This window comes from Mesorhizobium sp. NBSH29, from assembly GCF_015500055.1.
Taxonomy (GTDB): domain Bacteria; phylum Pseudomonadota; class Alphaproteobacteria; order Rhizobiales; family Rhizobiaceae; genus Neomesorhizobium.
Window position 1 is genome coordinate 500431 of record NZ_CP045492.1, and the last position, 24487, is coordinate 524917.

The window sequence follows — 24487 nt, forward strand, 5'->3', positions numbered from 1 at the left end:
ATGTCATCTCAAACGCACATCTGAAAGAAAAGTTCCGCTTCTCGCTAAACTAGTTTCGATTCTTGCATTTATGCGCACTTCGGAACCAGATTGCGGGTTGGACCGTTTCCATGGCGAAAGGAACTCGGCCATGGAACACATCGCAGCATTGCTTCTTATAATTGGATGCTCGAATGATCTTGGGGAATGCAAGGAGTTGCCGGCCCCAGCACCGATCTTCGAGACTGCGGGGGAATGTATGGAGGCCTTGCCTGAGGGAATTGCGACCTACGCCGGTCGTCATCCGCGCGTCATCGCACGCTGCATTGATGTCGATCCCGCGATGGAGGAGGAATATGCCGAGTTGACATGGGATGTGACCAAGGAGGGCGTGTTGATCGCCAACCTGGAAACTCCAGTCTTGGTTGCGTCAAATGCTGAGAGCACGCAGCCTGTCAGCCGGTAGCAGTAATTTGCTTGTTGAAGCAGATGCCTTGCGCCATGATATGACGGCAGGGACAACCACACCACCCAAGGAGAGTAGACCATGAGGAATATGATTTTTGCGCTCGCTGCGACGCTTGCAGTTGCGGGTTGCACGACTGCTGAAAAGACCGCCGTAGGTGGTGCCGCTGTTGGCGCTGCCATTGGTGGTATTGCGACGGGTAATCTTGAAGGCGCTGCAGTTGGCGCTGCAGTAGGCGGCGTAGGCGGTTATCTTCTCGGCCGCGCTGCTGATCGTCCCGGCTACTGCCGTTACCGCGACCGCTACAATGGTCGTGTCTACGTGGAACGCTGCTAGTCTGGACGCCTGAGATCAGGCTGCTCTCTGACACCTTCGGGGTATCACACCCCGGAGGTGTCTAACTCTTCCGGTGGGCAGCCTCGTGGCTGTCGACCGGGATCTTGATGGTGACCTTTAATCCACCATTGCCATAGTGGCGTTCGATCTCGCCGCCAAGTTCGCGGCAAATGCTCATATCTATGAGCTTGGTTCCAAATCCCACCTTGTTCGGCTTGGCGACCTTGGTTCCGCGCTCTGACCAGGTTAGCTTAAGCGTTCTGGGATCGCCTGACACCAGCCATTTCACCTCAAGCGCTGCTGCACCCTTGCCGGCCTTGCCGTATTTCATGGCATTGGTGGCCAGCTCGTGAATCGTCAGGCCGAGAGCTTGCGTGGTCGCTTCATCAAGCGCCACTGCCGGACCGCTCAGCAATCCCGGCTTCAGATCTTGTCCGAATACCTGCTCGAGTTCAGTCTTCAAGAGCGCCTCAAGATCAGCTTTCTGCCACAACGACCGAGTCAACATATCCTGGGAGGCAGCCATTGCCTGTACGCGGGCGGAGAAGGATTTGGAGAAGTCGTCGATATTTTTCGAGTGCGTGGCGGTATGGCGCGCCATTGCGAGCACGCGTGTCAGCGAATTCTTGATCCGGTGCTTCATCTCCTGAAGCATGAGATCGCGCTCAGAAAGACTTTTTTCGGTAGCACTCTGCAGTGTCTCGATAGCTTCGTATGCCCGCCCCTGCCAGTGGGCAATCATAGCGATGGCAATCGCCAGAAATAATCCGAAAAGCCCCAGAGATAACGGGATCAGCGGCGAGGAGGGTGCCGCAAACCCATTGGTCGGCCTCATCAACACTGTCCATGTCTGGTCCGCGACCTCGAGGTGCCGCGTCACCAGATGGCTGGATTCGAAGCCCTTTGCCGGGATTGCCTGCGATCTGAACAGCAGGTGCCCATCGGCCGGCTCCCCGTCATAGACCTCAACATTGACGGGAAGCAGCGGAGTTTGTCCGAGTGCGGCACCAAAAAGCTCATTGGCACGGAACACGGCATAAAGCAGGCCGGCTGGCGCGGTCTCGATGGCAGCAGTTTCGGCCGCGCCGGGGTCGATGCGCAGGAACACCAGAAAGCCTGGATAGACCGGCCCGCCTGTGGTTTTACCGAGTTCAACGATCCCAGTTGCATGGGCGCCTGGAGTTTTCATCGCTGCCTCAATCGCCGGTTTTCGGCTGGCATCGCTGAACATGTCGTATCCCAGCGTCGCTGTCGCAACGTCTGTAGTCGGCTCGAAAGCAGTAAGGGGTGCCAGCCATTCAGCCTCGCTCGACGGCCAGATCTTGCGCAAGAACCCATAGTTTTGACGAATTTCATCGACCGCCACGGCTTCCGTGCCAGGCGGGAGCGGCCGCACGATACCTATGCCGCGCATGCCGGTATAGGTGCTATCGAAATCGAGGCCGTTCACGAAAGTACGGAATTCGTCGTAGCTTGGCGCGCCGATCCTTGCCTTCATGAAGGCATGCGTCGCCCGCAGCAGCGAAAGATGAAGACCGATACGCCCGTCAATGCGCGCCAACGCGTCATCGGCGGCGGCCTCGAACTTGATACGCCCTGCTTCCTGGCTGGCAAAATAGGCATAACCGGCCATCACCATGCTAGCCAGCGCAACAGAAAGAAAGACGATGATCGGAAACAGCTTTTTCAATGCAACAGGCTCAGGCTGACAACCAGCCACAGCCATTTTAGCGATTGCTATCCAACTTAGGCAAGGAGTTGGTCGTATGTGTCAATGCGCCACAGCTCCGGGCCCCGGCGTTGCACCCGGGGGACATTTGCCGAGAATGATCATGCCCAGCACCTCGTCCTTGGTGACATCGTTGGTCCGTGCGGTGCCGACGACCTGACCGTTCTTCATGACACAAACCCGGTCGGCAAGATCAAAGACATCATGGATGTCGTGGCTGATCAGAAAGATGCCGATCCCGTCAGATTTCAGCTGCTTGACCAGTTCGCCAACCTGCGCGGTTTCCTGCGGTCCAAGCGCTGCGGTCGGCTCGTCCATGATCAGGATGCGCGCATTGAACAGGATAGCACGCGCAATCGCTACCGACTGCCGCTGGCCGCCCGACAGCTTGATCACGGGCTCCTTGAAGCGCTGGAAGCGCGGATTGAGACGCCCCATCACCTTGCGCGCCTCAGCCTCCATGCCAACATCGTCCAGCGTACCCCAGGCGGTACGCAACTCGCGACCGAGGAAGAGATTGGCGGCGGCATCGACATTGTCGGCCAGCGCAAGCGTCTGGTAGATCGTCTCGATCCCGAATTTTTTGGCATCCCGCGGGTTGGCGATGGCGACTTCAGCCCCATTGACGAAGATTGCGCCGGCATCGCGTCGGTAGGCACCTGAGAGCGCCTTGATCAACGTCGATTTGCCGGCACCATTATGTCCCAACAACGCCATCACCTCGCCCGGATACAGATCAACGGATGCATCATCAACCGCCCGAATGCCGCCAAAGGCGATCGATATGTTCTTCATTTCAACCAGTGGGGTGGCTGCCATGTGTGTGCCTCTCTACTGGAAATGTCTGCGGTAAAGCGTGTCGAGCCAAACGGCGACGACAAGCACCAGTCCGACAACGATGTTTTGAAGCGGCGTATCGACGCCTAAAAGCACCATGCCAGACTGAAGTGATTGCATCAGTACCGCACCAAGCATCGCGCCCACCACGGTGCCGGCGCCGCCGGCAAGCGAGGTGCCTCCGATCACTGCAGCTGCAATGACCAGAAGTTCGTCGAGCGTGCCTTGCGAATTGGTGGCGGCATTCAGCCGTGCTGTCGAGATCGCCGCGCCGAACGCCGCAAGCAGGCCCATCAGCATGAAGATTTTCATCGTCACCCAGCGGGTGTTGATGCCGGCAAGTTCTGCCGCCTCTGGATTTCCACCGATGGCATAGACATAGCGACCGAACCGAGTGCGGTTGGCGATAAACGTCATGATGATGCCGGCCGCTAGCGCCATCAGAACCGGCACGGCGATGCCATGCGCGATATAGAGCCCGCCTTCCGGCAACGTGATGTTGTTGTCTTCGGCGTAGCGGCGAACGATCCCGATCGGCCACGGGTAGGAATTGGCAACCCAGACCGCACCCATCACCAGCCCGCAGCCGACGGTGGCGAGGAACGCTTCCGCCCACAAAGGCCGCAGCGGGAAGGAAAAGCGCAACCGCTGACGGCGGCCATTGGCCAGCATGACAAGAAGTGCTGCGCAGGCAACAAGCCCGGCAACCCAACTGGCGGTGGCACCGATAGCCCCTTCCGGCCCGCCGCCCATCAGGCGGAATGTCGGGTCCATCGGCGCAACGGTACGTCCGCTGGTGACCCACCAGGCCCCGCCGCGCCAGACCAGCAGTCCGCCAAGCGTAACGATAAACGCCGGTATCTTGAGATAGGCGATGAGATAGCCCTGAAAAGCGCCAATGAGAACACCTACGGCCAGCCCTGCAACCAATCCGATGACCCAGATCATCGGATCGCCAAGCGTCATGCCGAACATACGCGGCAACAGTTCCGCCTGGGTGACACCCATGATCATGCCGCAAAAGCCGAGCAGCGAACCGACCGAAAGATCGATGTTGCGCGTCACAATGACCAGCACCATCCCGGTGGCCATGACGGCAATCGAGGAGGACTGCACCGAAAGATTCCACAGGTTGCGTGGTGTCAGAAACAGGCCACCGGAGAAAAAGTCGAAGCCAACCCACACCAAGAGCAGCGCCGCAACCATGCCCAGCATGCGCGTATCGATCTCGGTGGCGCGCAGGAACCGCGCGACCGGCCCAAGCTCGGTGGCACGCGGGCGGTCAGGCGTCACGCTTGTAGTGCTCACTTCGGACATCAGTGTCTCCCGCCGGGACCGCAACGGGCCGGGCCGTGATCATAACAAAACGCCGCGGGAACGTCTCTCCCGCGGCGTTTGACATGTCTGGTTAGTCGCAGGCAGCCGTAGAACCGGCTGCAACACCCTGGCAGACCACTTCCTTGGAAACCCAGCCCGCGTCAATAACGGTGCTGAGGTTTTCCTTGGTGACGGCGACCGGCGTGAGGAACACCGACTTGGTGACATTGCCACCAGGCGTGGTGAAATCGGTCACGTTGGCGATCTCTTCCATCTTCTTGCCATCAGCAAGGCTGGCGGCGATTTCAGCAGCTGCCTTGCCCAGTTCGCGGGCATCCTTCCAGACTGAGACAGTCTGGGTACCAAGCGCAACGCGGTTCAGCGCGGCATGGTCGCCATCTTGTCCGGAGACCGGCACCGAGCCGGCGAGGCCCTGAGCGGTAAGCGCGGCAACGACGCCGCCCGCGGTGCCGTCATTGGCGGCAACCACAGCGTCGACCTTGTTATCGTTGGCGGTGAGGAACTGCTCCATATTCTTCTGCGCGTTGGCTGGTAGCCAGCCATCGGTGTATGCCTCACCTACATTTTTGATCTTGCCGCCGTCCATGGCGTCTTTCAGGACTTCCATCGAGCCGGCGAAAAGAAAGTCAGCGTTCGGATCGGTGCCCGAGCCCTTGATGAAGACGTAGTTGCCTTCCGGCTTGACCTTAAGCACTTCGCGCGCCTGCATCCGGCCCACTTCCTTGTTGTCGAAGGTCAGGTAGAAGACGTCCTTGTTTTCGATCAGGCGATCATAGCCGACGACGGGAATGCCTTCCGCAAGCGCCTTTTCAATAGCCGGGCCGATAGCCGATGCATCCTGCGACAGAATGATCAGCGCGTTTGCGCCCTGCGCAATCAGGCTCTCGACATCCGTCAGCTGCTTGCCGGGGCTAGATTGTGCATCGGCGGAAATATATTTGTCGCCGGTTGCTTCAAGCGCCGCCTTGATTGCGGCTTCGTCAGTCTTCCAGCGCTCTTCCTGGAAGTTAGACCAGGATACGCCGATAATCTTGTCTTTTGCCGACGCGGCGATGGGCAGCGTAAGCGACATGGCAACGCCCGCCAGAATGGCGGCTGCGAACTTGTTCATGAAATTCCTCCCTGCGCCGGTAAGGCGCTGCAACGATGTTCGGAGCACTTTTTTTCGAGCTCCGAAAAAATAAATGACTCAACCCCGCATGTGAGTCAATGATATTTCCAGGACGCAAAATGTTGACGCCATGCCACAATGCGTGGAAGAGCCGAGACAACACACATGGGAGGGATACCGGAACATGACGGTCGCAATCCGTCACGACGATCTGCGGCGCCGCAACCGGGCAATGGTGATGGCGTCCGTTCGCCGGCAACGCACCCCGTCGCGCACCGAGATCGCCGCAGCAACCGGCCTTAGCCATTCAACAATTTCTGCAATTTCGGCTGATCTCATCGACGAAGGGATACTGATAGAGACCAAGGCCAGCGACCCGCGCACGATACGGCGTGGCCGCCCGCAGGTGGCGCTGGGGCTATCTCCCGACGCCGCCTCGGTGATTGCCTTAGTGCTGTCGCTGAACGCGCTATCGGCCTCGCTAATTGATTATTCGGGCGAGGTGATCGCGCAGGAGACCCGACGGTTGCCGACGCTGACCCTGTCGCGTTCCGACCTTGTGGCCGATATGGTGGCGATGGTGCAGCGGCTGATTGCGGGACGACCATTCGGCGTGAAGCCTGCTGCGCGCATTGCCCTTGCGGTGCAAGGTACCACCGATGCGGCCGCGCGCGCCATGCTATGGTCGCCGATCACCCCGCATAGCGGTATCGCCTTCGCAGATATTCTTGAAGATGCCTTTGGCATCCCAGCAACTGTTGAGAACGACTGCAACATGATCGCGGTCGCCCTGCGCTGGCACAAGCCCGAGCGCTACCGCGACGACTTTATCGCGATCCTGCTGTCGCATGGCATCGGCATGGGTATGGTGTTGAAAGGCGAGTTGTTCACCGGCACGCAAAGTTCCGGCGGCGAATTCGGCCATCTCGTCCACCGCCCGGATGGCGCTCTGTGCCGCTGCGGCAGACGCGGCTGCGTCGAGGCCTATGCCGGCAATTATGCGATCTGGCGAAAAGCCTGCGAACAAAGCGAAGACGAACTGCCGGTCGACATCAAAGACAGCGACATGATTGCGCTGGCCGCTCGTGCCCGGGCCGGCGGCGGAGCCGAACGCGAAGCCTTTCGCCGCGCCGGGGAAGCACTTGGGTTTGGGCTTGGCAGCCTGTTTGCTCTGATCGATCCGGCGCCTGTGGCTATTGTTGGCCATGGTGCGCTGGCTTTCGATCTTGTTGAACCCGCACTCCGAGAAGCACTCGCGCGCACCGCCGGCGGCCAGCACTCAAAAGCCATCTCGTTCGACACCGAGCCCGACGAGATGCCGCTTATTCGGGAAGGTTGCGCGATGCGGGCTCTGACATTCGTCGACCAGAACATTTTCGCGCCGGGCCTTGACCAGAAGTCAGCCGAGGGTTCGCGAGAGTGACAGAGGTGCGCTGGCCAAAAGCGTTGGACACGCAAAAAGCTGGAGAGGTCTGGGGCTCAGAACCTCTCCAGAAAATTATGCCTCGCGGATAGCGTAGCCGGCGCCACGGATGGTGCGGATAACATCCGGCATACGGCCATTGTTGACCGCCTTACGCAGCCGGCCGACATGGACGTCGACTGTGCGCTCGTCGATATAAATCGTCTCACCCCAGACATTGTCGAGCAACTGGCTGCGCGAGAAAACGCGGCCAGGATGCTGCATCATGAATTCGAGCAGTCGGAACTCGGTCGGCCCAAGCCGAATCTCGCTCTTCTTGCGGTATACCCGGTGCGATTCACGGTCGAGCACGATGTCGCCGACCTTGAGCACGCTGGAAAGCACCTCCGGCTTGGCTCGACGCAGCAACGCACGCACGCGGGCGATAAACTCCGGCGTCGAGAAGGGTTTGACAAGGTAGTCGTCAGCGCCGGTTGAAAGCCCGCGCACCCTGTCGCTCTCTTCACCGCGCGCGGTGAGCATGATGATCGGCAGCCGCTCGGTCTCAGGCCGCATCCTCAAGCGCCGGCACAGCTCAATGCCCGATACGGCGGGCACCATCCAGTCGAGCACCAGCAGATCAGGAACATTCTCCTGCAACCGGATTTCCGCCTCGTCACCGCGGGTGACGACCTCGACCTGATATCCTTCGGCTTCGAGGTTGTAGCGCAGGAGCACACCGAGGGGCTCCTCGTCCTCCACGACCATGATCTTCGGCGCAATCATATGCGGGCTGTTCCTGTGAACGTTATTCAGCAACCACCGTCATCGACGTCTCGTCCAGCTTCGGACGATGCGGCGGCAACTGGGTGCCCGTCATCACATAATACGCGTTCTCGGCAATGTTGGTAACATGATCGCCGATACGCTCGAGGTTCTTGGCGCAAAAAAGGAGATGCGTGCACGCGGTGATATTGCGAGGGTCTTCCATCATATAAGTAAGCAGTTCGCGGAACACCGAGGTGTACTGGATGTCAATCTTCTCGTCCTCGGCCCGGATCGGCTTCAGGCCTTCAGCGTCACGTGCGACATAGCGGTCGACCACACTTAACACCTGCTGCAATACCATTTTTGCCATCGAATCTATCGAATGCGTCAGCGAGCGCGGTACGCCCTTGCCCACCGCACCGACCCGTTTGGCGACATTCTTGGCGAGATCACCGATCCGCTCGAGGTCCGAGGCCATGCGGATTGCTCCGAGAACCGCCCGCAGATCCTGCGCCATCGGCTGGCGCTTGGCGATCAGCGTGATGGCGCTGTCATCAAGTTCACGCTGCATGGCGTCCATGATTGCATCGTCGGAGATCACCCGCTGTGCCATACCATTGTCAGTGCTCAGTAACGACAGCGTCGCCGATTGAACCATCTTTCCCGCATGGTCGCCCATATCGCGGATCAGTCGGTCGATGTTTTCGAGTTCTTCGTCAAACGACGCCACTGTGTGTTCGCGCATCATGTTCTCCTCGTCATCGGTTGGCGGGCTGGTCGACTTAGCCGAACCGGCCGGTGATGTAGTCCTGGGTGCGCTTGTCATCGGGGCTGGTAAACATTTTTTCCGTCGCGCCCTCCTCGACCAGATAGCCGATGTGGAACATTGCCGTGCGCTGCGACACACGTGCCGCCTGCTGCATCGAGTGGGTGACGATCACGATCGTATAATTCTCGCGCAACTCATCGATCAACTCCTCGACCTTGGCTGTGGCGATCGGATCAAGCGCCGAACATGGTTCGTCCATCAGGATAACTTCAGGGCTCACTGCAATCGCGCGCGCAATGCACAGGCGCTGCTGCTGGCCTCCGGACAGGCCGGTGCCCGGCTCCTGCAGGCGGTCTTTTACCTCATTCCAGATCGCTGCCTTCTGCAGGCTGGACTCCACGATGATGTCCATCTCGGCCTTGGTCTTGGCAAGACCATGAATGCGCGGACCATAGGCCACGTTTTCATAGATCGATTTTGGAAACGGGTTCGGCTTCTGGAACACCATGCCGACACGGGCACGCAACTCCACCACGTCGATCTTGGAATCGTAGATGTCTTCATCGTCGAGAGTGATCTTGCCGGCGACCCGCGCTGAATCAATGGTGTCGTTCATCCGGTTAAGGCAGCGCAGAAAGGTGGACTTGCCGCAGCCGGATGGTCCGATTAGCGCTGTGACCTGGTTTTGCCGCACGTCAAGGTCCACACCGAACAGGGCCTGCTTGTCGCCGTAAAACACGTCGACCTTTTGGCCGCGCATCTTGATGATCTCGTTGGCTTTGGAATTCATGGACTTGCCTACTGCGGTTTCGAGAGACTGTTCGGTCAGGATATTCATGACGGGATTCCTTTTACCAGACTACCAGCGCCGCTCGAACCGCCGCCGCAAAACAATAGCGGTGATGTTCATGGCCATGAGAAACATGAGAAGAATGATGATAGCGCCAGACAGGCGTTCCACGAAGGCGCGCTCCGCCTCATTGGCCCACATGTAGATCTGCACCGGCAATGCTGTTGCAGGATCAAACGGCGTTGCGGGATAATCGGCAACGAAAGCCACCATGCCGATCAAAAGCAGCGGCGCGGTCTCACCCAGCGCACGTGCCAGCCCGATGATGGTGCCGGTCAGGATGCCGGGTGCGGCGAGCGGCAGAATGTGCTGGAACACCATTTGCATCTTCGATGCACCAAGTCCGAGCGCCGCCGAGCGGATCGATGGCGGCACTGCCGCTAACGCCGCGCGCGTGGCGATGATGATGGTAGGCAGCGTCATCAGGGTCAGCACCAGGCCACCGACAAAGGAGGCCGAGCGCGGCATGCCAAAGAAGTTGATGAACACCGCAAGCCCGAGCAGGCCGTACACAATCGACGGCACCGCAGCCAGATTATTGATGTTCACCTCGATCAGGTCAGTCAGCCGGTTCTTCTTGGCGAACTCTTCCAGATAGATAGATGCTGCAACACCAATCGGTAACGCCAGAATAAGGACGATGATCATCATATAGAAGGAGCCGATGATGGCGACGCCCATGCCTGAGGTTTCCGGCCGGCTCGATGCCCCGAAAGTGAACAGGCCCTTGTTGAAATGCTCCGCCATCGTACCTTCTGCACGAAGCTTGTTCATCCATTCGACCTGCTGGTCCGAAACCTTGCGGCGGCTCTCGTCGACATCAAGATCGATCTGGCCCTTGAAGGCAGAGTCCAGATTGGCGGCGACAAGAATCTCCACATTACGTGTCTGTCCCAGCACCGAAGGATCGCTCTCCAGGATCTGGCGCAGTTGCACCCGTGATCCGTCGGACAGGAAACCCTTGAGCTCGCGCACCAGTGGCTTATTGGCTGGGTCGATACCAAGCTTTTCGATCAGCGCGTTTTCGGCAAGCTTTGGATAGTTTGCCCGCACCAGCACATTCGGGTCGGTCTCGCGCTTGTTGCCCGGATCGATGACCTTTTCATCAAAGGTGACGGGCAGCGTCACCGTCGTTTGCCAGAACGCCGTGTAGCCCTTGGAGACAATGGTCACCAACATGATGGCCAGAAAAGCCAGGCCGACCGAGATCGCCAGCATCCCATAGATGCGGAATCGACGTTCGGAAGCGTAGCGGCCTTTCAGGCCAATATCACGGCGCTTTGGCGTCGCTACCGGCGTGATCGAATTCATCGAAATGTCGGTCATTCGTACTGCTCCCGATATTTGCGCACGATGTAGAGCGCGCCGATATTCATCACCAGCGTTAGAAAGAACAGAGTGATGCCGAGCGCAAATGCCACCAGGGTCTGGGGCGAATTGAACTCGAGATCGCCTGTCAGCTGATTGACGATCTTCACGGTAATGGTGGTCATTGCCTCGAACGGATTGATGGTGAGCCGCGCTGCCACACCGGCAGCCAGCACCACGATCATGGTCTCGCCGATAGCGCGTGAAGCCGTCAGCAGAATGGCGCCTACAATGCCGGGAAGTGCCGCTGGCAGAATCACCCGCTTGATGGTTTCCGAGCGCGTTGCACCCAACCCGAGCGATCCGTCCCGCATCGCCCTTGGCACTGCCGTAATGATGTCGTCGGAGAGCGACGACACGACCGGGATCAGCATGATGCCCATCACCAGACCGGCGGTCAGGATGCTTTGTCCCTGGATGAATGGATTGCCGCCAGCAAGCACTGCGCTGAGATCGCGCAGGAAGGGTCCAAGCGTCACCACTGCGAAAATCCCGTACACAATGGTGGGGATACCAGCCAGCAACTCCAGCGCCGGCTTGACCACGGCGCGCACCTTGGGCGCCGCATATTCAGCCATGTACACTGCCGACATCAACCCGACCGGTACAGCAACAAGCAGTGCAACCAGCGCAATGTACATCGTCCCGGCAAGCAGCGGGATGAGACCAAACTGACCCTCGCTACCGCCTGAGCCAGCCGCCGAAAAGCGTGGATCCCAGACCGTGCCGAAGAAGAAGTTCATCGGCGAAACGCTGCCAAAGAAGCTGATCGTCTGGAACAGCATGGACATCACGATGCCGACTGTCGTCAAAATGGCGATTGTCGAAGCCGCAAGCAGCGCCCAGAGCATGACGTTTTCAACATTGTTGCGTGCCCGGGAGCGAGGCGCGATGCGACTTAGCGCGTAGAGCGCGCCAGCAATCGCAAGTATGAAAGTAAGAATCGCACCCGTAATCCCGATCCATTTTTCACGCGAATTGGCTTCGACGGCAATCGGGATCATGTAGTCCTGTGTGTCGGACGCCAGGGCCACGCCCTTGGCTGCCAGCAGGGGCTGCAGCTCGGCAAATGTCGTTGGCATCGACTGCGCTGTCTCAGGATCGAGACGCTCGATACCGCGCGCCAGACTGCGCACCAGGCTGGCCGCGAGCGCCTCGCTCGAGACCCTGCTTTCGGCGGTCCGCTCGGGCAGCGCCGAATGAATGTGGCGGTCCATATAAACAGAATCGCCGATGGTCCACACGGCGAAGAAAAACAATGCAGGCAGCACGGCGAGGAGAAACGCCCACCAGCCGTGATAGTGCGCCCGCGAATGCGGCTTCACCTTGTTCTTATCGTATGTGCCCGCGCGCTGCCGGCCAACGAAGAACGCGACCAGACCGATGGCAAAGACTATGGCTAGTACGAGCGTAGACGACATGAACCCACCCCTCAGAATTTTGGCAACCGCCGGTAGGACGGCGCAATGGATGGGCGCGGGACTTACCCGCACCCATCCAGGCTGAGATGATTACATGGTCTTCCCGTCAGCGAACGCTGCACGCTGAGCATCGCGCTCGGCATCGGGAGCTGCCACCAGGCCATACTCGGCGAGCGGGCTTTCCGGGCCGACCATCTGGTCGTCGAGGAAGAACTCAACATATTCCTTCAGGCCAGGAACAACGCCCAGATGCGCCTTCTTGACGTAGAAGTAGAGCGGGCGCGATACTGGATACTCACCGCTGGCGATTGTCTCGGTCGAAGGTGCAATCCCACCAACCGTCGCAACCTTCAGCTTGTCGGCGTTGTTTTCGTAGAATGCCAGACCGAACACGCCAACGCCGGTCTTGTTGCTGTCAATGCGCGACAGCGTCTCGGTGTAATCGCCATCGATGTCGACAGCCTTGCCGTCCTTGCGAACGGCAATGCAGGCCTTTTCGATTTCTTTCTTGTCTTCGATGCCAGAAGCCTTGATGGCGTCCTTGTCGCAGCCTTCTTCCATCAGCTTCACTTCGAACACTTCGCGGGTGCCGTGCTTTTCACCCGGAATGTAGGCAGCGATGTCCCAAGCTGGCAACTTGTCGTTCACTTCGCTCCACTTGGAGTATGGATTGTCGACCATCTGGCCGTCCTTTACTACCTTGGCTGCGAGCGCTAGGTAGATGTCCTTTGGCTCAAGCGCCCAGTCGTCACCCTTGATATCGGTGGCGAACACGATGCCGTCGTAGCCAATCTTGATTTCTTCGATTTCCTTGACGCCGGCCTCAACGCACGACTTCACTTCGTCTTCCTTGATCTTGCGCGAGGAGTTGGCAATGTCGATGGTATCTTCGCCAACACCCTTGCAGAATTCCTTGATGCCGGCACCCGAACCACCGGACTCGACTACTGGGGTCTTAAAGTTCTTGAAGGTCTCGCCGAACTGCTCGGCAACGATCTTGGCATAGGGAAGAACGGTCGACGAACCGGCAACCTGGATCTGGTCGCGTGCGGCTGCGAAGCCGACCGACGCGGTGAGGGCGAGCGCCGCAACCGACGTCGTGAGAAGAATTTTCTGCATGGCCTACTCCTGTCCGGAAAGTATCTAGCGACGCCTTTTTGTGCGTCCGCAGTGGCCATAACGGTCGTATGTAACAGTTCGATGACGCATTTGTGTCGGCTCGATTAAGGATTGCGTGGCCGTGTCAGGCTGCGTGGGTTCCGCTCCGCGAGCTGTGCGCATTCATCCCGTGGAATCATGACGTTGGCAGACTGATGGGAAAACGACGACGCCAACGTGGCGAAGGACGATTATTCACGATTCCTGCGTCGATCACGCGCTGCGGGCGGCGTCGCTCTGTGCATTGGCCCAGCGCTCAACCTTTTCCAGCAGTGCCCGTGGACTGATGGGCTTGGGAAGGTAGTCATCCATGCCCGCCTCGATGCAGCGCTCGCGATCGCCCTTCAGCGCATGCGCGGTTACCCCGATGATAGGCACCCGGCCATCGCCGTTTTCGAGGGATCTGATCTGGCCTGTCGCTTCCAGACCGTTCATTTCCGGCATGGAAACATCCATCAGGATCATCCGCGGCTTTTTAGCCTTAAAGGCCTCGACCGCCAGCCGTCCATTGGCGACGATCTCGAAACTGAGTTCGGTTTCACAAAGGATTTGTGTGAACACCATCTGGTTCACCTCGTTATCCTCGGCGACAAGGATATCGAGACTGCCATCCGAGATTGGCCGGGGCACGGCTTCGATTTCTGCCGGTCGGGGAAGTGAAACTGGCGTCAGCGACGGTGGCGTCACCACCTCTCTCGGTTCCGCGCTTTCTGCAAATGGCTCATCGCCTCGGTGGCGCTGCAGGGTCGACACCAGCGTTTCAAGCAGGATGGAGGACCGCGCCGGCTTGGTAAGCTGGGCATCGATCCCGAGATCTCGGTAATTGAGGTTGGAGAGCGACTGATCGACCGAAGTCAGCAATACAATCGGCGTATCCGCGATACCAGGTGTCTCCCGTATGAGACGGGCAACTTCGGTGCCACTCATCCCCGGCATCTGATAATCAAGGACTACGCACTCGACCGGTAGCCCGAATTGCGCTGCTGCCTTTAGTACGCTGATCCCCTCCGACCCACTTTCCACTGCACAGGAATCAAATGTCCACGACAGCATTTGTTCGGTAAGGATCGCCCGGTTGACCGCATTGTCATCTATAATGAGGATACGCGAACCGGTCACGTCATGCGGCGTGACCTTGCGGCTTGTCTGCACCTCGGCATGAGGCAGATTGACTGTGAACCAGAAAGTCGACCCTGCGCCCTCGGCGCTGTCGACGCCGATCTTGCCATCCATCAGCGCAACCAGCCTCGACGTAATGGCAAGGCCAAGGCCTGTGCCTTCATGACGCCGGGTCGACGATGCATCCACCTGACTGAACTTTTCGAACACGTGACCGAGCTTGTCGGTCGGAATGCCGATGCCAGTATCCTTGACGCTGACCGTCAGCTTGGTTTCGCCGTCGCCAATATCTCCGTCCACATTCACCAGCACATGGCCGGAGTCAGTGAACTTCACGGCGTTGCCGACGAGGTTGGTAACGATCTGCCGTATGCGCCCGACATCGCCGACATGCAGTTGCGGCAGATGCGGCTGCACCCGGACAACAAGCTCGAGATCCTTTTCCTTGGCCCGCGTCGACAAAAGTGTCGCGACATCCTCGATCGCCTCGCCCAGATTAAACGGCGCCGGGTCTAGCACCATCTGGCCTGCATCGATTTTGGAGAAGTCGAGAATATCATTGATGATCGTCAACAGAGCATTGCCCGATTTGACGATGATGTCGGTGAACGTGCGCTGTTTGCTGTCGAGATTTGATTTCGCCAGAAGCTCTGCCATGCCAAGTACCCCGTTCATCGGTGTTCGAATTTCATGGCTCATATTGGCCAGGAATTCGGACTTGGCACGGTCCGCCAAAACAGCACGCTGCTGGGCGCTGAGCAGTTCCTGCTCACGCAGCTTGAGTTCGGTAATGTCGGTGGTAGAGCCGATCAGATATTGGCTTCCGTCTGATGCTTCCATGACGCTCTTGCGCGCCATCTGAAAGCGGCTGGTCCCATCAGGACTGATGACAGTCTCTTCCAGCTCCAGGCGCGCCCCAGAGCGTAGAACGGCAAGGTCGCCTTCCATGAACGCCTTGCCGTCATCGCCGAAAATATCGCCGTCAGTGCGTCCGACCGCCTCTTCCTTGGAAAGTCCTGTCAGGTCGCACCAGCCTTTGTTGACGTAGAACAGACGCAGATCCTTGTGCTTGGCGTAGATTGCCACGGGAACATTATCGATAAGGCTGCGGAAGAGTTCGTTCTCAGTCAGGCTCTGGGTGAGTTCGCTTTCCCTGATCTTGATATCGGTAATGTCGGTGCTGGTACCAAAAACATGCACTGACCCGTCATTGGCCACCAAACGACCCTTACGCGTCATCAACTGGCGCATGCTGCCGTCGCGATGGGCAAGCGCCTCCTCGATCTCGATGGCGTGACCATTAGTGCCCACCACTGTGTCGGCAGAAGTAAAGCCTGCCGTATCGCTCGTTCCAAAAAGCTCGCCATCGCGCTTTCCGAAAGCTTCTTCCTTGGAGATCCCCGTAAACGCGCACCACGTCTTGTTGACGTATTCGATCCGCAGCTCCTTGTCCTTGATGTTGGCGGCGACCGGCAGTTCATCCAGAACGTGGCGATAGAGATCAATTTGGCGCATCGTCTCGCGCAGTGCCTGCTCGCGTTCTTTCAGTTCGGAAATATCGACGCGTACGCCCACGAAAGAACCATCCGCGGTCCGCGTGTCGTACACCTGGAACCAGCGTCCGTCCGGGTTGCGGCGTTCATAGGTAGCACCGGCGGCGTGGTGTTGGAGCATGTAGCGCTCCACCCAAGCTGCGGGATCGACATCGTAGAGCGTGTCAATCTCGGGCACGCCGCTTTGACGGAAATAGCCCAGTTCATGCGCACGCTGGACGGCCTCGCGGAACGGGCAGCCGACCACCCACACTGGTTCCATACCTGGGAGCGAGCTCTGCAGCTGACGGTTGGCAAGCAGGAAATTGTCGTCGCGGTCATAGATGATGACGCCGGCCGGAAGTGATTCCAGCACCACAGCAAGCCTGTCATGCGCTTCGTCAGCGGCAACCTCGCGTTGCTTCATTTCGGTGATGTCGAAAATGAAGCAGGCGACATAGTCCTTGCCGCTCGGCATGGCTACCTTGTTCTTGCGTACAATACGCGAATGGCCGATCCCTGAGAACGCAAAGTTCTCCTCGACTTCGTATGGCTTACCGGTTTCCAATACCTCCCGTTCCGTTTGTTCGAAGCCAGCGGCCTCACCAGCCTTCAGATAGTCCCCGCCCTTGCGCCCAAGCATAAGCTCGGGCCTCACATCAAAGAGCGCTGCAAACGCCTCATTGACGAACACGAAATTGAGTTCGCTATCCTTAACGAAGATGGGGTCGTTGACCCCGTTGATCACCGCTTCTGCCAGTTGTGAGCGTTCAAGCGCATCCGCGATGCGCGCTTCGCGCTCCTTCATCTCGGTAATGTCGAAATAGGAGACCAGCCGCTTGCCATCTGAAAGGGCAGTAACCGAATAGACCATGGTGCAGCCATCAGCGCGTTGAAATTCGCGCGGGGCAATGTCGCCAGTGCGGATTTCATCAAGCCGTGAATGGACATAATCCTCCCACTGCTCGTCTTTCACATCGTAGACGCCATTGTGGCGGTTGACGTCCATCAGCGCCCGGAATGGCGCACCGACCGCAACTTCCTCGGGTGTCACCTTCCAGATGTCGTAGAATGCCTGGTTGATAATCTCGGCGTCCAAATCGGCATCGACCAGCACAACCCCGGTCGGCAACGAATCGAGCACGCGCGCCAGATCCGAACGCAATTGCCCGCTGCCCGCATTGGCATGGGCAAGATCTGCCTCGCGCGAAGTCAGTTCAGAAATGTCGGTGCAGATGCCAATCGACCCACCATCATCGGTGCGCATCTCGCGATGCATGATCGTACGGCCATCAGCAAATTTGAGTGTTGACTGCGCCTGCATCTGTACCCGGCGCTTGTTGACAAGATTTTGCTGCCAGTCTGCAAAGCTGGAATCGCTGACATTCCAGATTCCACGCGCGATGCCCGTTTCGATCAGTTCGCTATAGAGGACCCCGGGCTTCACAACGTCTTCCATGCCGCGATACATCTCGACCATCGCAGCATTGAAAAGCACCAGCCGGTCGTCGCTGTCGTAATAGCAGAAAGCGTCTTCCATCGCGTTGAGCGCGCCGATCAGACGCTCTGCATCGGTTTCACCAATCGGCTTGACCAGCTTTGGCTTGGCCAACTCACGCTCTTGGGCTTTCGCAAGCGAGCTCATCAATGCCGTCACATTGCGGCCAGCTCCCCTGTAGCCAATAAAGTCGCCGTTTTCGTCAAACATCGGATAGCCTGAGATCGACACCCAACGGCACTCCGGCCGTGCCTCGGAGACCTGGAACACGAAATCACGAAACTGCCGACGCGCCTCCAGATCGGCCAGGTGCGTGATGGCGGTATCGTCGGCGTGTGCTGAACCTTTCAGAAAATCAAAGCGATAGCGCCCAAGAACCTTTGCCGGCGCTATACCGGTCATCGCTTCATAGTTCTCCGACAACCAGGAAAATCTCAGTTCGCTGTCCGTTTCCCAGATCCAGTCGGAGGAAGCTCTAGTTAGTTCAAGCAACTGAGCCATAGGCAGCGTACGTGCGCCACAGGAAGCGGCACCCTCGAACCGGGCCTCGTATGGGCTGTCGATCCCATCGGCGATGTTGCCTGTCATTCTCGCGCACCTCCAACGCCCAGGCAATCCCCCTGCCTGGCACCGTTACAATCCGAGATTGCCGAAAATGCGTTAACGATCCGCTAACCATAAGGAAACATTTCGATATATCGGGCTCGCGGCGCCAAAGCTCAGTAATGCTCTCACCGCACGCCATCCGGGACCGTCCGGGTCTTGTCTACCCCCGAGAAAAATCCGCTCGGTTGCCCGGCGCATATCCACCACTATTTGCTGCGGCGAGACCAAAACTCTCCTAAGCGCGACCTCAAATCTGGGCCATCGGTGCGAACGGAGAACGCCTATCAGCAAATACATGATCTCTAGCCGCAGAAATCACTCCGGGATTACCGCTGTGGCTTCTATCTCCACCTTGGCGGCATCTTCCATAAGAGAAACCACCTGAACCGCGCTCATGGTCGGATAGTGTTTTCCCATTACGCTCTTATAGGCTGCACCGAGATCGCGCAGGCGCGCCAGATACTCCTGTTTGCTGGTCACGAACCAGGTGAGGCGAACGATATGCTCCGGCCTGCCACCGGCCTCCGCCAATATGGCGACAATATTGGCGAGGGTCTGGCGTGTCTGCTCGACAAAATCATCGGTCTCGAAGATTTGATCGGCATTCCAGCCAATCTGTCCGCCCATATAGATAGTGCGGCCCGTGGCCGCTATCCCGTTGGAATAGCCTCTTGCAGCTTTCCAGTTTGCGGGATGAAGCACCTCGTGCTGAGGTTGGGTCATCTTGATCTCCATTCAATCTTGTCGTTTTCGCATCAGACGCCGAGATACCGGTCTTGCACGTCCAAAGTCAGATTTGTGGGAGGACCGTTCCAGACGGTCGTTCCTTTTTCCAGTATGACGGCACGGTCTGCTACCGGCAAAAGCTCTGACAGCGTCTTGTCGACAACCAGAATGGATTGGCCTTCGTTCTTTAACGTGCGAATGACGTGCCAGATGTCATGCCGGATCACGGGCGCCAGCCCCTCAGTCGCCTCGTCCAGCACGAGCAGTTTCGGGTTGGTCATCAATGCGCGACCTATCGCAAGCATCTGCTGCTCTCCGCCCGAAAGCGAATTGGCATATTGTCCAATGCGCTCCCCCAGACGCGGGAAAAGCGCCACAACAGCATCCAGATCCCATCGCCCCGAGCGCGCTGCAGCGATCATGTTCTCCCGAACCGTAAGGTTGGGAAAGCAGCGCCGGCCTTCCGGCACCAGACCAATCCCCAGACGGGCGATCTTGTGTGAAGGCAAGAGTGAGATGGACCGTCCATCAAACCGCACCGAGCCCTTGCGCGCACGCACCATGCCGATCATGGAGCTGATCGTGGTTGTCTTGCCCATGCCATTGCGGCCCATCAGGGCTACAACTTCGCCAGAAGCCACATGGAGGTCAACGCCGAACAGGGCTTGCGAGGCGCCGTAAAATGTTTCCAGACCTTCGATTTCCAGCAGCATCTAGCCCTCCTCGCCGAGATAGGCGCGCCGCACATCAGCGTTGCTGCGAATATCATCCACCGTTCCGCTGGCAATTACCTGGCCATACACAAGCACGGAAATACGGTCCGCCAAGGCAAACACCGCATTCATATCGTGCTCGACCAGCAAGATAGGAGCTTCAGCCCGCAACCCGTCGAGAACCGCCGTAAGGTCTTTCGCCCCCTCTGGGTCCATGCCGGCCATCGGTTCGTCGAGCAGGAAGACTTGCGGCCCCATCGCCAATGCTGTTGCAATTTCAAGCTTGCGGCGCTCACCATGCGATAACTCAGCTGCACGCACATCCGCGCGCTCAGCCAACCCAACCCGCTCAAGTGCAGCCATCGCCGGTTCACGCAAAGTTGGATCATTGGTCACACTGCGAAAGAAGCGGAAGCTGCTTCCCTGCTTGGCCTGCACAGCCAGCATAACATTGCGCAATGCAGAAAACTCCGGCGCCAATGACGAAATCTGGAACGAGCGCCCAAGCCCTCTTCTGGCCCGTGCAGCCATGTTCAACTGGCTCACCTCTTCACCGCGAAAGTGGATCGTGCCCGAATCCGGTGGAAATGTTCCAGATATCTGATGGATCAGCGTGGATTTGCCGGCCCCATTGGGCCCGATCAACGCATGGATTTCGCCTGCCCGCAAATCAAGGCTCACATCATCTGTGGCCTTCAGCGCGCCGAAGCTTTTGCGCAAATGAGCCACATTGAGCACGATCTCAGTCATGGCGCGCCCTCCCGGCAATCAGCCCAACAATGCCGCCACGCGCGAAAAGGACGACGCCAAGCAGGATGAGCCCGAGAAAGAATTGCCAGCGTTCTGTCAGCCCCCCGAGAACAGACTCAATCAGCACAAAAACCATCGCCCCAGCGACAGGCCCAAAAAGCCGGCCAGTTCCGCCAAGAATGATGAGAACGATCAATTCGCCCGACATTTGCCAAGACATCATCGAAGGGCTGGCGAAGCGATTGAGATCAGCAAACAAAGCCCCCGCCAAGGCAGTGATCATGGCCGATATGATGAACGCCACCAGCCGCACACGGAACACACCTATCCCCACAGCCGCGACCCGCGTTTCATTCTGGCGGGCTGCCTGAAGGGCGGTGCCGAAACGAGAACTGGCCAGCACGCCGACCAGAATGATCACGGCCAGAAGGAGACCGTAGCAGACGAGAAAGAACGACAGCGGTAGAAGCGTGTTGAGGCCGGGGAAACTTCCACGGATTGGAATGGACAGACCATCATCCCCTCCATAAGCGGGCCATGAGATGCCGAAATAATAGACCATCTGCGCAAATGCCAGCGTGATCATGATGAAGTAGACGCCGGATGTGCGCAGGCTGATTGCACCTATTGCGGCTGCAACGACGCCCGCAACCACCGCACCCAAGCCCCACGCTACAAGCATGGATTCCGAGCCGTTTATGACAATGGGCCACGTTAAAAGCGGCTCCATGTTGAGCGCGTGGGTTGATAGAATGGCAGCGGCATAACCGCCGATTCCAAAGAAGGCAGCATGGCCGAATGAGACTAGGCCACCCAGCCCCAAAGCAACATTAAGCCCAACCGCCGCAAGCGCCAGAATGGCCATGCGCGTCGCCAGCGTCACGTAAAACGGCTCATCCATTGCCAGCGCAATGAAGGGCAGCGCGAGCAACAAGAATGCGATACCGAAATTGGTGTATGTTTCGCGATTATTGGTCATCATTTGCCCGCCGCAAAAAGGCCCTGCGGCCGCACCGCCAGAACCAGCGCCATCACCACATAAATAAGCATGGATGCCAACGCCGCGCCGACAGTGGCCCCCTGTGATGGACCAAGCACCAGAGCAAAAATCTTGGGCAGGAACAGTTTGCCCAAAGTATCCGTCATGCCAACAAGGAGCGCACCAACCAGCGCACCTTTGATCGACCCGATACCACCGATCACGATCACGACGAAGGCGAGAATGAGTACGGGCTCACCCATGCCCACCTGAACCGACTGCAGCGCACCAACCATCGCGCCGGCAAGCCCGGCAAGCGAAGCACCGAGCGCAAAAACAACCGTATAGAGCGTGCGAATATCTATCCCAAGCGCCGCGATCATCTCACGGTCGGTCTGGCCTGCCCGAATGCGCATTCCAAGCCGGGTCTTTGAAATCAGAAGATACAACCCAACCGCAACCGCAATTCCGACACCAATAATGGCCAGCCGGTAAAGCTGGTAATGCGCCCCGCCCGGCAGCGCGACCGCGCCTGAAAGTGCCGGCGGAATATCGAGATAGAGCGGAAATGAGCCAAATACCCACCGCGTGCCTTCGGAGAAGATCAATATCAGCGCGAAAGTAGCGAGAACCTGATCGAGATGATCGCGATTATACAATCTTCGAATGACCAGCAATTCTACGATTGCTCCCGCAGAAGCTGCGGCAGCAAGGCTGGCAACCAGCCCCACCCAGAATGAGCCGGTGGCAGCAGCAGCTGCAGCACAGGCGAAAGCGCCGATCATATAGAACGATCCATGCGCCAGATTGATCAGGCCCATGACACCGAAAATAAGTGTCAGCCCGGCTGCCATGAGAAACAGCATCACCCCGAACTGAATGCCGTTGAGCAGTTGTTCAATGATAAGCGCGGAAGACAAATCTGCATCGCCAGGTTTGGACCGATATGGCCGGTCAGATGATGAGCCAGATATGGCAACGCATAAACGCGTCACCATATCTGGAGTGAATAAACCGAAATTCCCGGTTTCAGATTACATCTTGCACTCGCTGGCATAGGCATCTTCATGGTCAGTGAATGCCGTTCCAACAATCTTGTTGGTCAACACATCACCTTCCTTCACAACCTCACGCACGTACAGATCCTGAATTGGATGGTTGTTCGTGTTGAACTTGAACTTGCCGCGCACCGATTTGAAATCGGCAGCTTTTAACGCCGCACGAAATGCATCCGCGTCCTTCACATCAGCCTTGGCTGCTGCTGAAACAATGAGGTTGGCTGTATCAAAGCCCTGCGCAGCATAGATGGATGGCAGGCGATTATACGCCTTCTGGAACTCTTCCACGAACACCTTGTTCGTTTCATTATCGAGATCCTTTGACCATGAGGCCGAGTTCTTCGCACCAATTGCTGCGTCCCCGATAGCGCCGAGAACATCCTGGCTGAACGAGAAGCCCGGTCCCATCAGCGGCAGGTCCACGCCAGACTGGGCGTACTGCTTCACAAACGAGATACCCATGCCGCCCGGCAAGAAGAAGAATACTGAATCTGCACCAGAATCGCGGATCTGTGCGATTTCAACCGCATAGTCGGTCTGGCCGAGCTTGGTGTACACTTCACCGAGCAGTTCACCCTTGTAGAAGCGCTTGAAGCCTTTCAGGGAATCCGTGCCTGCTGGATAATTAGGCGCCAGAATGAACATCTTTTTGATGCCCTGCTGCTCGGCATAGCTGCCCATGGCTTCATGGAAATTGTCATTCTGATAGGCAACGTTGAAATAGTTCTTGTCACATTTTGCACCCGCCAGCGGCGACGGGCCAGCATTTGGCGATAGATAGAATTTGCCCTGCGCAACAGCGTTTGGAACAACAGCCATTGCAAGGTTTGACCAGATGATACCGGTGAGAACATCCACCTTGTCGCTCTGGATCATCTTGTCAGCAATCTGAACGGCAATTTCAGGCTTCATAGAATCGTCTTCGATGACGAGTTCGACATCCTTGCTGCCCGACAGTTTGAGCGCCAGCTCAAAGCCATCTCTCTGGTCGATACCAAGACCAGCACCCCCACCTGAAAGTGTCGTGATCATGCCAACCTTGACAGGTTCGGCAAATGCCTGAGAGCTCACACCAAGTGCAAGGCTCATAAGGCTCGCTGCAATCATCTTTTTCATATTTTTACTCCTCCCAGTTGCTACGTTATTATCCACCATGGCTGCATTTACGCGCCACGTCTCTCCTTAAAGCTCAGTCCTTAATCTCCAGAGCTCAGGAAACAGTTCCACCTCCAGCATCCGTCGCAGATATGAGACGCCGCCAGTGCCGCCCGTGCCGCGCTTCAAACCGATGATGCGCTCTACAGTCGTCACGTGGTTGAACCTCCAACGCCGGAAGTAATCCTCAAAATCAACCAGCTTCTCTGCCAGTTCGTACAGTTCCCAGTATCTCTCCGGTTGCTGATAAATGGATTTCCAGACCTCGCAGACAGCGTCGCTATAGGCGCGTTGCGTGCGCCAGGCTTCACGTGATGGGCCCGTTTCAAAACCACGTCGCGAGAGAAGAAGAATAGCCTCGTCATAAAGGCTCGGTGCATCAAGAATGGCATCCAGCTTTGCCAAGGTTTCTGGGAGATGTGCGTGCGGTTTCAGCATAGCTTCATTGCGGTTTCCTGCCAGGAACTCGACAGCGCGGTACTGGTACGACTGGAAGCCGGACGACTGTCCAAGGCTATCGCGAAAGTCCGTATATTCGCTGGGCGTCATTGTTCGCAGCACGTCCCACGCGCTATTCAACTGCTCGAAGATACGTGCAACCCGGCTCAGCATTTTGAAGGCAGGTTGCAGCCTGTCTTCTCGCAGTGCCTGACTAGCAGAGCGCATTTCGTGCAGAGCAAGTTTCATCCATAGCTCAGAAGTTTGATGCTGGATGATGAACAGCATCTCATCATGTGCGGTAGAAAGCGGCGCCTGCGCATCCAGCACTTTCTCCAGCTGAAGATAATCGCCATAGGACATGCGTCCATCAAACGACAT

At 57.7% G+C, this 24487-nt stretch carries 21 protein-coding genes; 3 read left to right on the forward strand and 18 right to left on the reverse strand.

Going from position 1 to position 24487, the window contains the following annotated elements:
- Positions 1-130: 130 nt before the first annotated feature.
- Together GA830_RS02450 and GA830_RS02455 are read left to right on the forward strand one after the other, a co-directional pair.
- Entirely contained in the window at positions 131-445 is a 315-nt protein-coding gene (locus tag GA830_RS02450) for a hypothetical protein (RefSeq protein ID WP_195163544.1), read from the forward strand.
- Between the two features lie 81 nt (positions 446-526).
- Positions 527-781 (forward strand): glycine zipper domain-containing protein, encoded by a 255-nt coding sequence (locus tag GA830_RS02455; RefSeq protein WP_195163545.1) that lies wholly within the window; start codon positions 527-529, stop codon positions 779-781.
- A 61-nt stretch (positions 782-842) separates the two neighbouring features.
- Here GA830_RS02455 and GA830_RS02460 read toward each other — a convergent pair whose 3' ends face one another.
- From GA830_RS02460 to xylF, 4 genes are all read right to left on the reverse strand, one after another.
- Entirely contained in the window at positions 843-2471 is a 1629-nt protein-coding gene (locus tag GA830_RS02460; protein WP_195163546.1) for a CHASE domain-containing protein, read from the reverse strand.
- An 81-nt stretch (positions 2472-2552) separates the two neighbouring features.
- Positions 2553-3329, reverse strand: coding sequence for an ATP-binding cassette domain-containing protein (locus GA830_RS02465; protein WP_195163547.1), 777 nt, complete (start codon positions 3327-3329; stop codon positions 2553-2555).
- Between the two features lie 12 nt (positions 3330-3341).
- Positions 3342-4664, reverse strand: a complete 1323-nt coding sequence (locus GA830_RS02470) for a sugar ABC transporter permease (RefSeq protein WP_195163548.1) — start codon at positions 4662-4664, stop codon at positions 3342-3344.
- A gap of 91 nt (positions 4665-4755) precedes the next feature.
- Positions 4756-5796: a D-xylose ABC transporter substrate-binding protein gene (gene xylF / locus GA830_RS02475; RefSeq protein ID WP_195163549.1), complete on the reverse strand. Its 1041-nt coding sequence runs from the start codon at positions 5794-5796 to the stop codon at positions 4756-4758.
- 184 nt (positions 5797-5980) lie between these two features.
- Here xylF and GA830_RS02480 point away from each other — a divergent pair, with 184 nt between their 5' ends.
- On the forward strand, positions 5981-7219 hold the full coding sequence (locus GA830_RS02480; protein WP_195163550.1) for an ROK family protein: 1239 nt from the start codon (positions 5981-5983) through the stop codon (positions 7217-7219).
- Between the two features lie 75 nt (positions 7220-7294).
- Here GA830_RS02480 and phoB read toward each other — a convergent pair whose 3' ends face one another.
- From phoB to kynA, 14 genes are all read right to left on the reverse strand, one after another.
- Positions 7295-7984, reverse strand: coding sequence for a phosphate regulon transcriptional regulator PhoB (gene phoB / locus GA830_RS02485; RefSeq protein WP_195163551.1), 690 nt, complete (start codon positions 7982-7984; stop codon positions 7295-7297).
- A 22-nt stretch (positions 7985-8006) separates the two neighbouring features.
- Complete coding sequence (gene phoU / locus GA830_RS02490) at positions 8007-8711, reverse strand: phosphate signaling complex protein PhoU (protein ID WP_195164725.1); 705 nt, start codon at positions 8709-8711, stop codon at positions 8007-8009.
- Between the two features lie 37 nt (positions 8712-8748).
- Complete coding sequence (gene pstB, locus GA830_RS02495; protein ID WP_195163552.1) at positions 8749-9573, reverse strand: phosphate ABC transporter ATP-binding protein PstB; 825 nt, start codon at positions 9571-9573, stop codon at positions 8749-8751.
- 21 nt (positions 9574-9594) lie between these two features.
- Positions 9595-10911, reverse strand: coding sequence for a phosphate ABC transporter permease PstA (gene pstA / locus GA830_RS02500; RefSeq protein WP_195163553.1), 1317 nt, complete (start codon positions 10909-10911; stop codon positions 9595-9597).
- Positions 10908-12374 carry a phosphate ABC transporter permease subunit PstC gene (pstC, locus tag GA830_RS02505; RefSeq protein WP_195163554.1) on the reverse strand — a complete coding sequence of 489 codons (1467 nt, stop codon included), beginning with the start codon at positions 12372-12374 and terminating at the stop codon, positions 10908-10910. Before pstC ends, pstA begins: the two co-directional genes overlap by 4 nt.
- Before the next feature lie 90 nt (positions 12375-12464).
- Complete coding sequence (locus GA830_RS02510; protein WP_195163555.1) at positions 12465-13493, reverse strand: substrate-binding domain-containing protein; 1029 nt, start codon at positions 13491-13493, stop codon at positions 12465-12467.
- Positions 13494-13745: 252 nt separating this feature from the next.
- Positions 13746-18269: a PAS domain-containing hybrid sensor histidine kinase/response regulator gene (locus GA830_RS02515; RefSeq protein ID WP_258045533.1), complete on the reverse strand. Its 4524-nt coding sequence runs from the start codon at positions 18267-18269 to the stop codon at positions 13746-13748.
- Between the two features lie 333 nt (positions 18270-18602).
- Positions 18603-19010 (reverse strand): RidA family protein, encoded by a 408-nt coding sequence (locus GA830_RS02520; RefSeq protein WP_195163556.1) that lies wholly within the window; start codon positions 19008-19010, stop codon positions 18603-18605.
- A gap of 32 nt (positions 19011-19042) precedes the next feature.
- Positions 19043-19726 carry an ABC transporter ATP-binding protein gene (locus GA830_RS02525; protein WP_195163557.1) on the reverse strand — a complete coding sequence of 228 codons (684 nt, stop codon included), beginning with the start codon at positions 19724-19726 and terminating at the stop codon, positions 19043-19045.
- Positions 19727-20476, reverse strand: a complete 750-nt coding sequence (locus GA830_RS02530; RefSeq protein WP_195163558.1) for an ABC transporter ATP-binding protein — start codon at positions 20474-20476, stop codon at positions 19727-19729. It lies immediately after the preceding gene.
- Positions 20469-21458, reverse strand: a complete 990-nt coding sequence (locus GA830_RS02535) for a branched-chain amino acid ABC transporter permease (RefSeq protein WP_258045534.1) — start codon at positions 21456-21458, stop codon at positions 20469-20471. Before GA830_RS02535 ends, GA830_RS02530 begins: the two co-directional genes overlap by 8 nt.
- Positions 21455-22375 (reverse strand): branched-chain amino acid ABC transporter permease, encoded by a 921-nt coding sequence (locus GA830_RS02540; RefSeq protein ID WP_195163559.1) that lies wholly within the window; start codon positions 22373-22375, stop codon positions 21455-21457. The genes GA830_RS02535 and GA830_RS02540 overlap by 4 nt, the downstream gene beginning before the upstream one ends.
- A 114-nt stretch (positions 22376-22489) precedes the next feature.
- Positions 22490-23629, reverse strand: a complete 1140-nt coding sequence (locus tag GA830_RS02545; RefSeq protein ID WP_195163560.1) for an ABC transporter substrate-binding protein — start codon at positions 23627-23629, stop codon at positions 22490-22492.
- A gap of 66 nt (positions 23630-23695) precedes the next feature.
- Positions 23696-24487 (reverse strand): tryptophan 2,3-dioxygenase, encoded by a 792-nt coding sequence (gene kynA, locus GA830_RS02550; RefSeq protein WP_195164728.1) that lies wholly within the window; start codon positions 24485-24487, stop codon positions 23696-23698.

Excerpts from the sequence above, each read along its gene's own strand:
- GA830_RS02450 (WP_195163544.1), top strand. The coding sequence starts at position 131 with ATGGAACACATCGCAGCATTGCTTCTTATAATTGGATGCTCGAATGAT.
- GA830_RS02455 (WP_195163545.1), top strand. The coding sequence starts at position 527 with ATGAGGAATATGATTTTTGCGCTCGCTGCGACGCTTGCAGTTGCGGGT.
- GA830_RS02465 (WP_195163547.1), bottom strand. The coding sequence starts at position 3,329 with ATGGCAGCCACCCCACTGGTTGAAATGAAGAACATATCGATCGCCTTT.
- GA830_RS02470 (WP_195163548.1), bottom strand. The coding sequence starts at position 4,664 with ATGTCCGAAGTGAGCACTACAAGCGTGACGCCTGACCGCCCGCGTGCC.
- xylF (WP_195163549.1), bottom strand. The coding sequence starts at position 5,796 with ATGAACAAGTTCGCAGCCGCCATTCTGGCGGGCGTTGCCATGTCGCTT.
- GA830_RS02480 (WP_195163550.1), top strand. The coding sequence starts at position 5,981 with ATGACGGTCGCAATCCGTCACGACGATCTGCGGCGCCGCAACCGGGCA.
- phoB (WP_195163551.1), bottom strand. The coding sequence starts at position 7,984 with ATGATTGCGCCGAAGATCATGGTCGTGGAGGACGAGGAGCCCCTCGGT.
- phoU (WP_195164725.1), bottom strand. The coding sequence starts at position 8,711 with ATGCGCGAACACACAGTGGCGTCGTTTGACGAAGAACTCGAAAACATC.
- pstB (WP_195163552.1), bottom strand. The coding sequence starts at position 9,573 with ATGAATATCCTGACCGAACAGTCTCTCGAAACCGCAGTAGGCAAGTCC.
- pstA (WP_195163553.1), bottom strand. The coding sequence starts at position 10,911 with ATGACCGACATTTCGATGAATTCGATCACGCCGGTAGCGACGCCAAAG.
- pstC (WP_195163554.1), bottom strand. The coding sequence starts at position 12,374 with ATGTCGTCTACGCTCGTACTAGCCATAGTCTTTGCCATCGGTCTGGTC.
- GA830_RS02510 (WP_195163555.1), bottom strand. The coding sequence starts at position 13,493 with ATGCAGAAAATTCTTCTCACGACGTCGGTTGCGGCGCTCGCCCTCACC.
- GA830_RS02515 (WP_258045533.1), bottom strand. The coding sequence starts at position 18,269 with ATGACAGGCAACATCGCCGATGGGATCGACAGCCCATACGAGGCCCGG.
- GA830_RS02520 (WP_195163556.1), bottom strand. The coding sequence starts at position 19,010 with ATGACCCAACCTCAGCACGAGGTGCTTCATCCCGCAAACTGGAAAGCT.
- GA830_RS02525 (WP_195163557.1), bottom strand. The coding sequence starts at position 19,726 with ATGCTGCTGGAAATCGAAGGTCTGGAAACATTTTACGGCGCCTCGCAA.
- GA830_RS02530 (WP_195163558.1), bottom strand. The coding sequence starts at position 20,476 with ATGACTGAGATCGTGCTCAATGTGGCTCATTTGCGCAAAAGCTTCGGC.
- GA830_RS02535 (WP_258045534.1), bottom strand. The coding sequence starts at position 21,458 with ATGATGACCAATAATCGCGAAACATACACCAATTTCGGTATCGCATTC.
- GA830_RS02545 (WP_195163560.1), bottom strand. The coding sequence starts at position 23,629 with ATGAAAAAGATGATTGCAGCGAGCCTTATGAGCCTTGCACTTGGTGTG.
- kynA (WP_195164728.1), bottom strand. The coding sequence starts at position 24,487 with ATGTCGTTTGATGGACGCATGTCCTATGGCGATTATCTTCAGCTGGAG.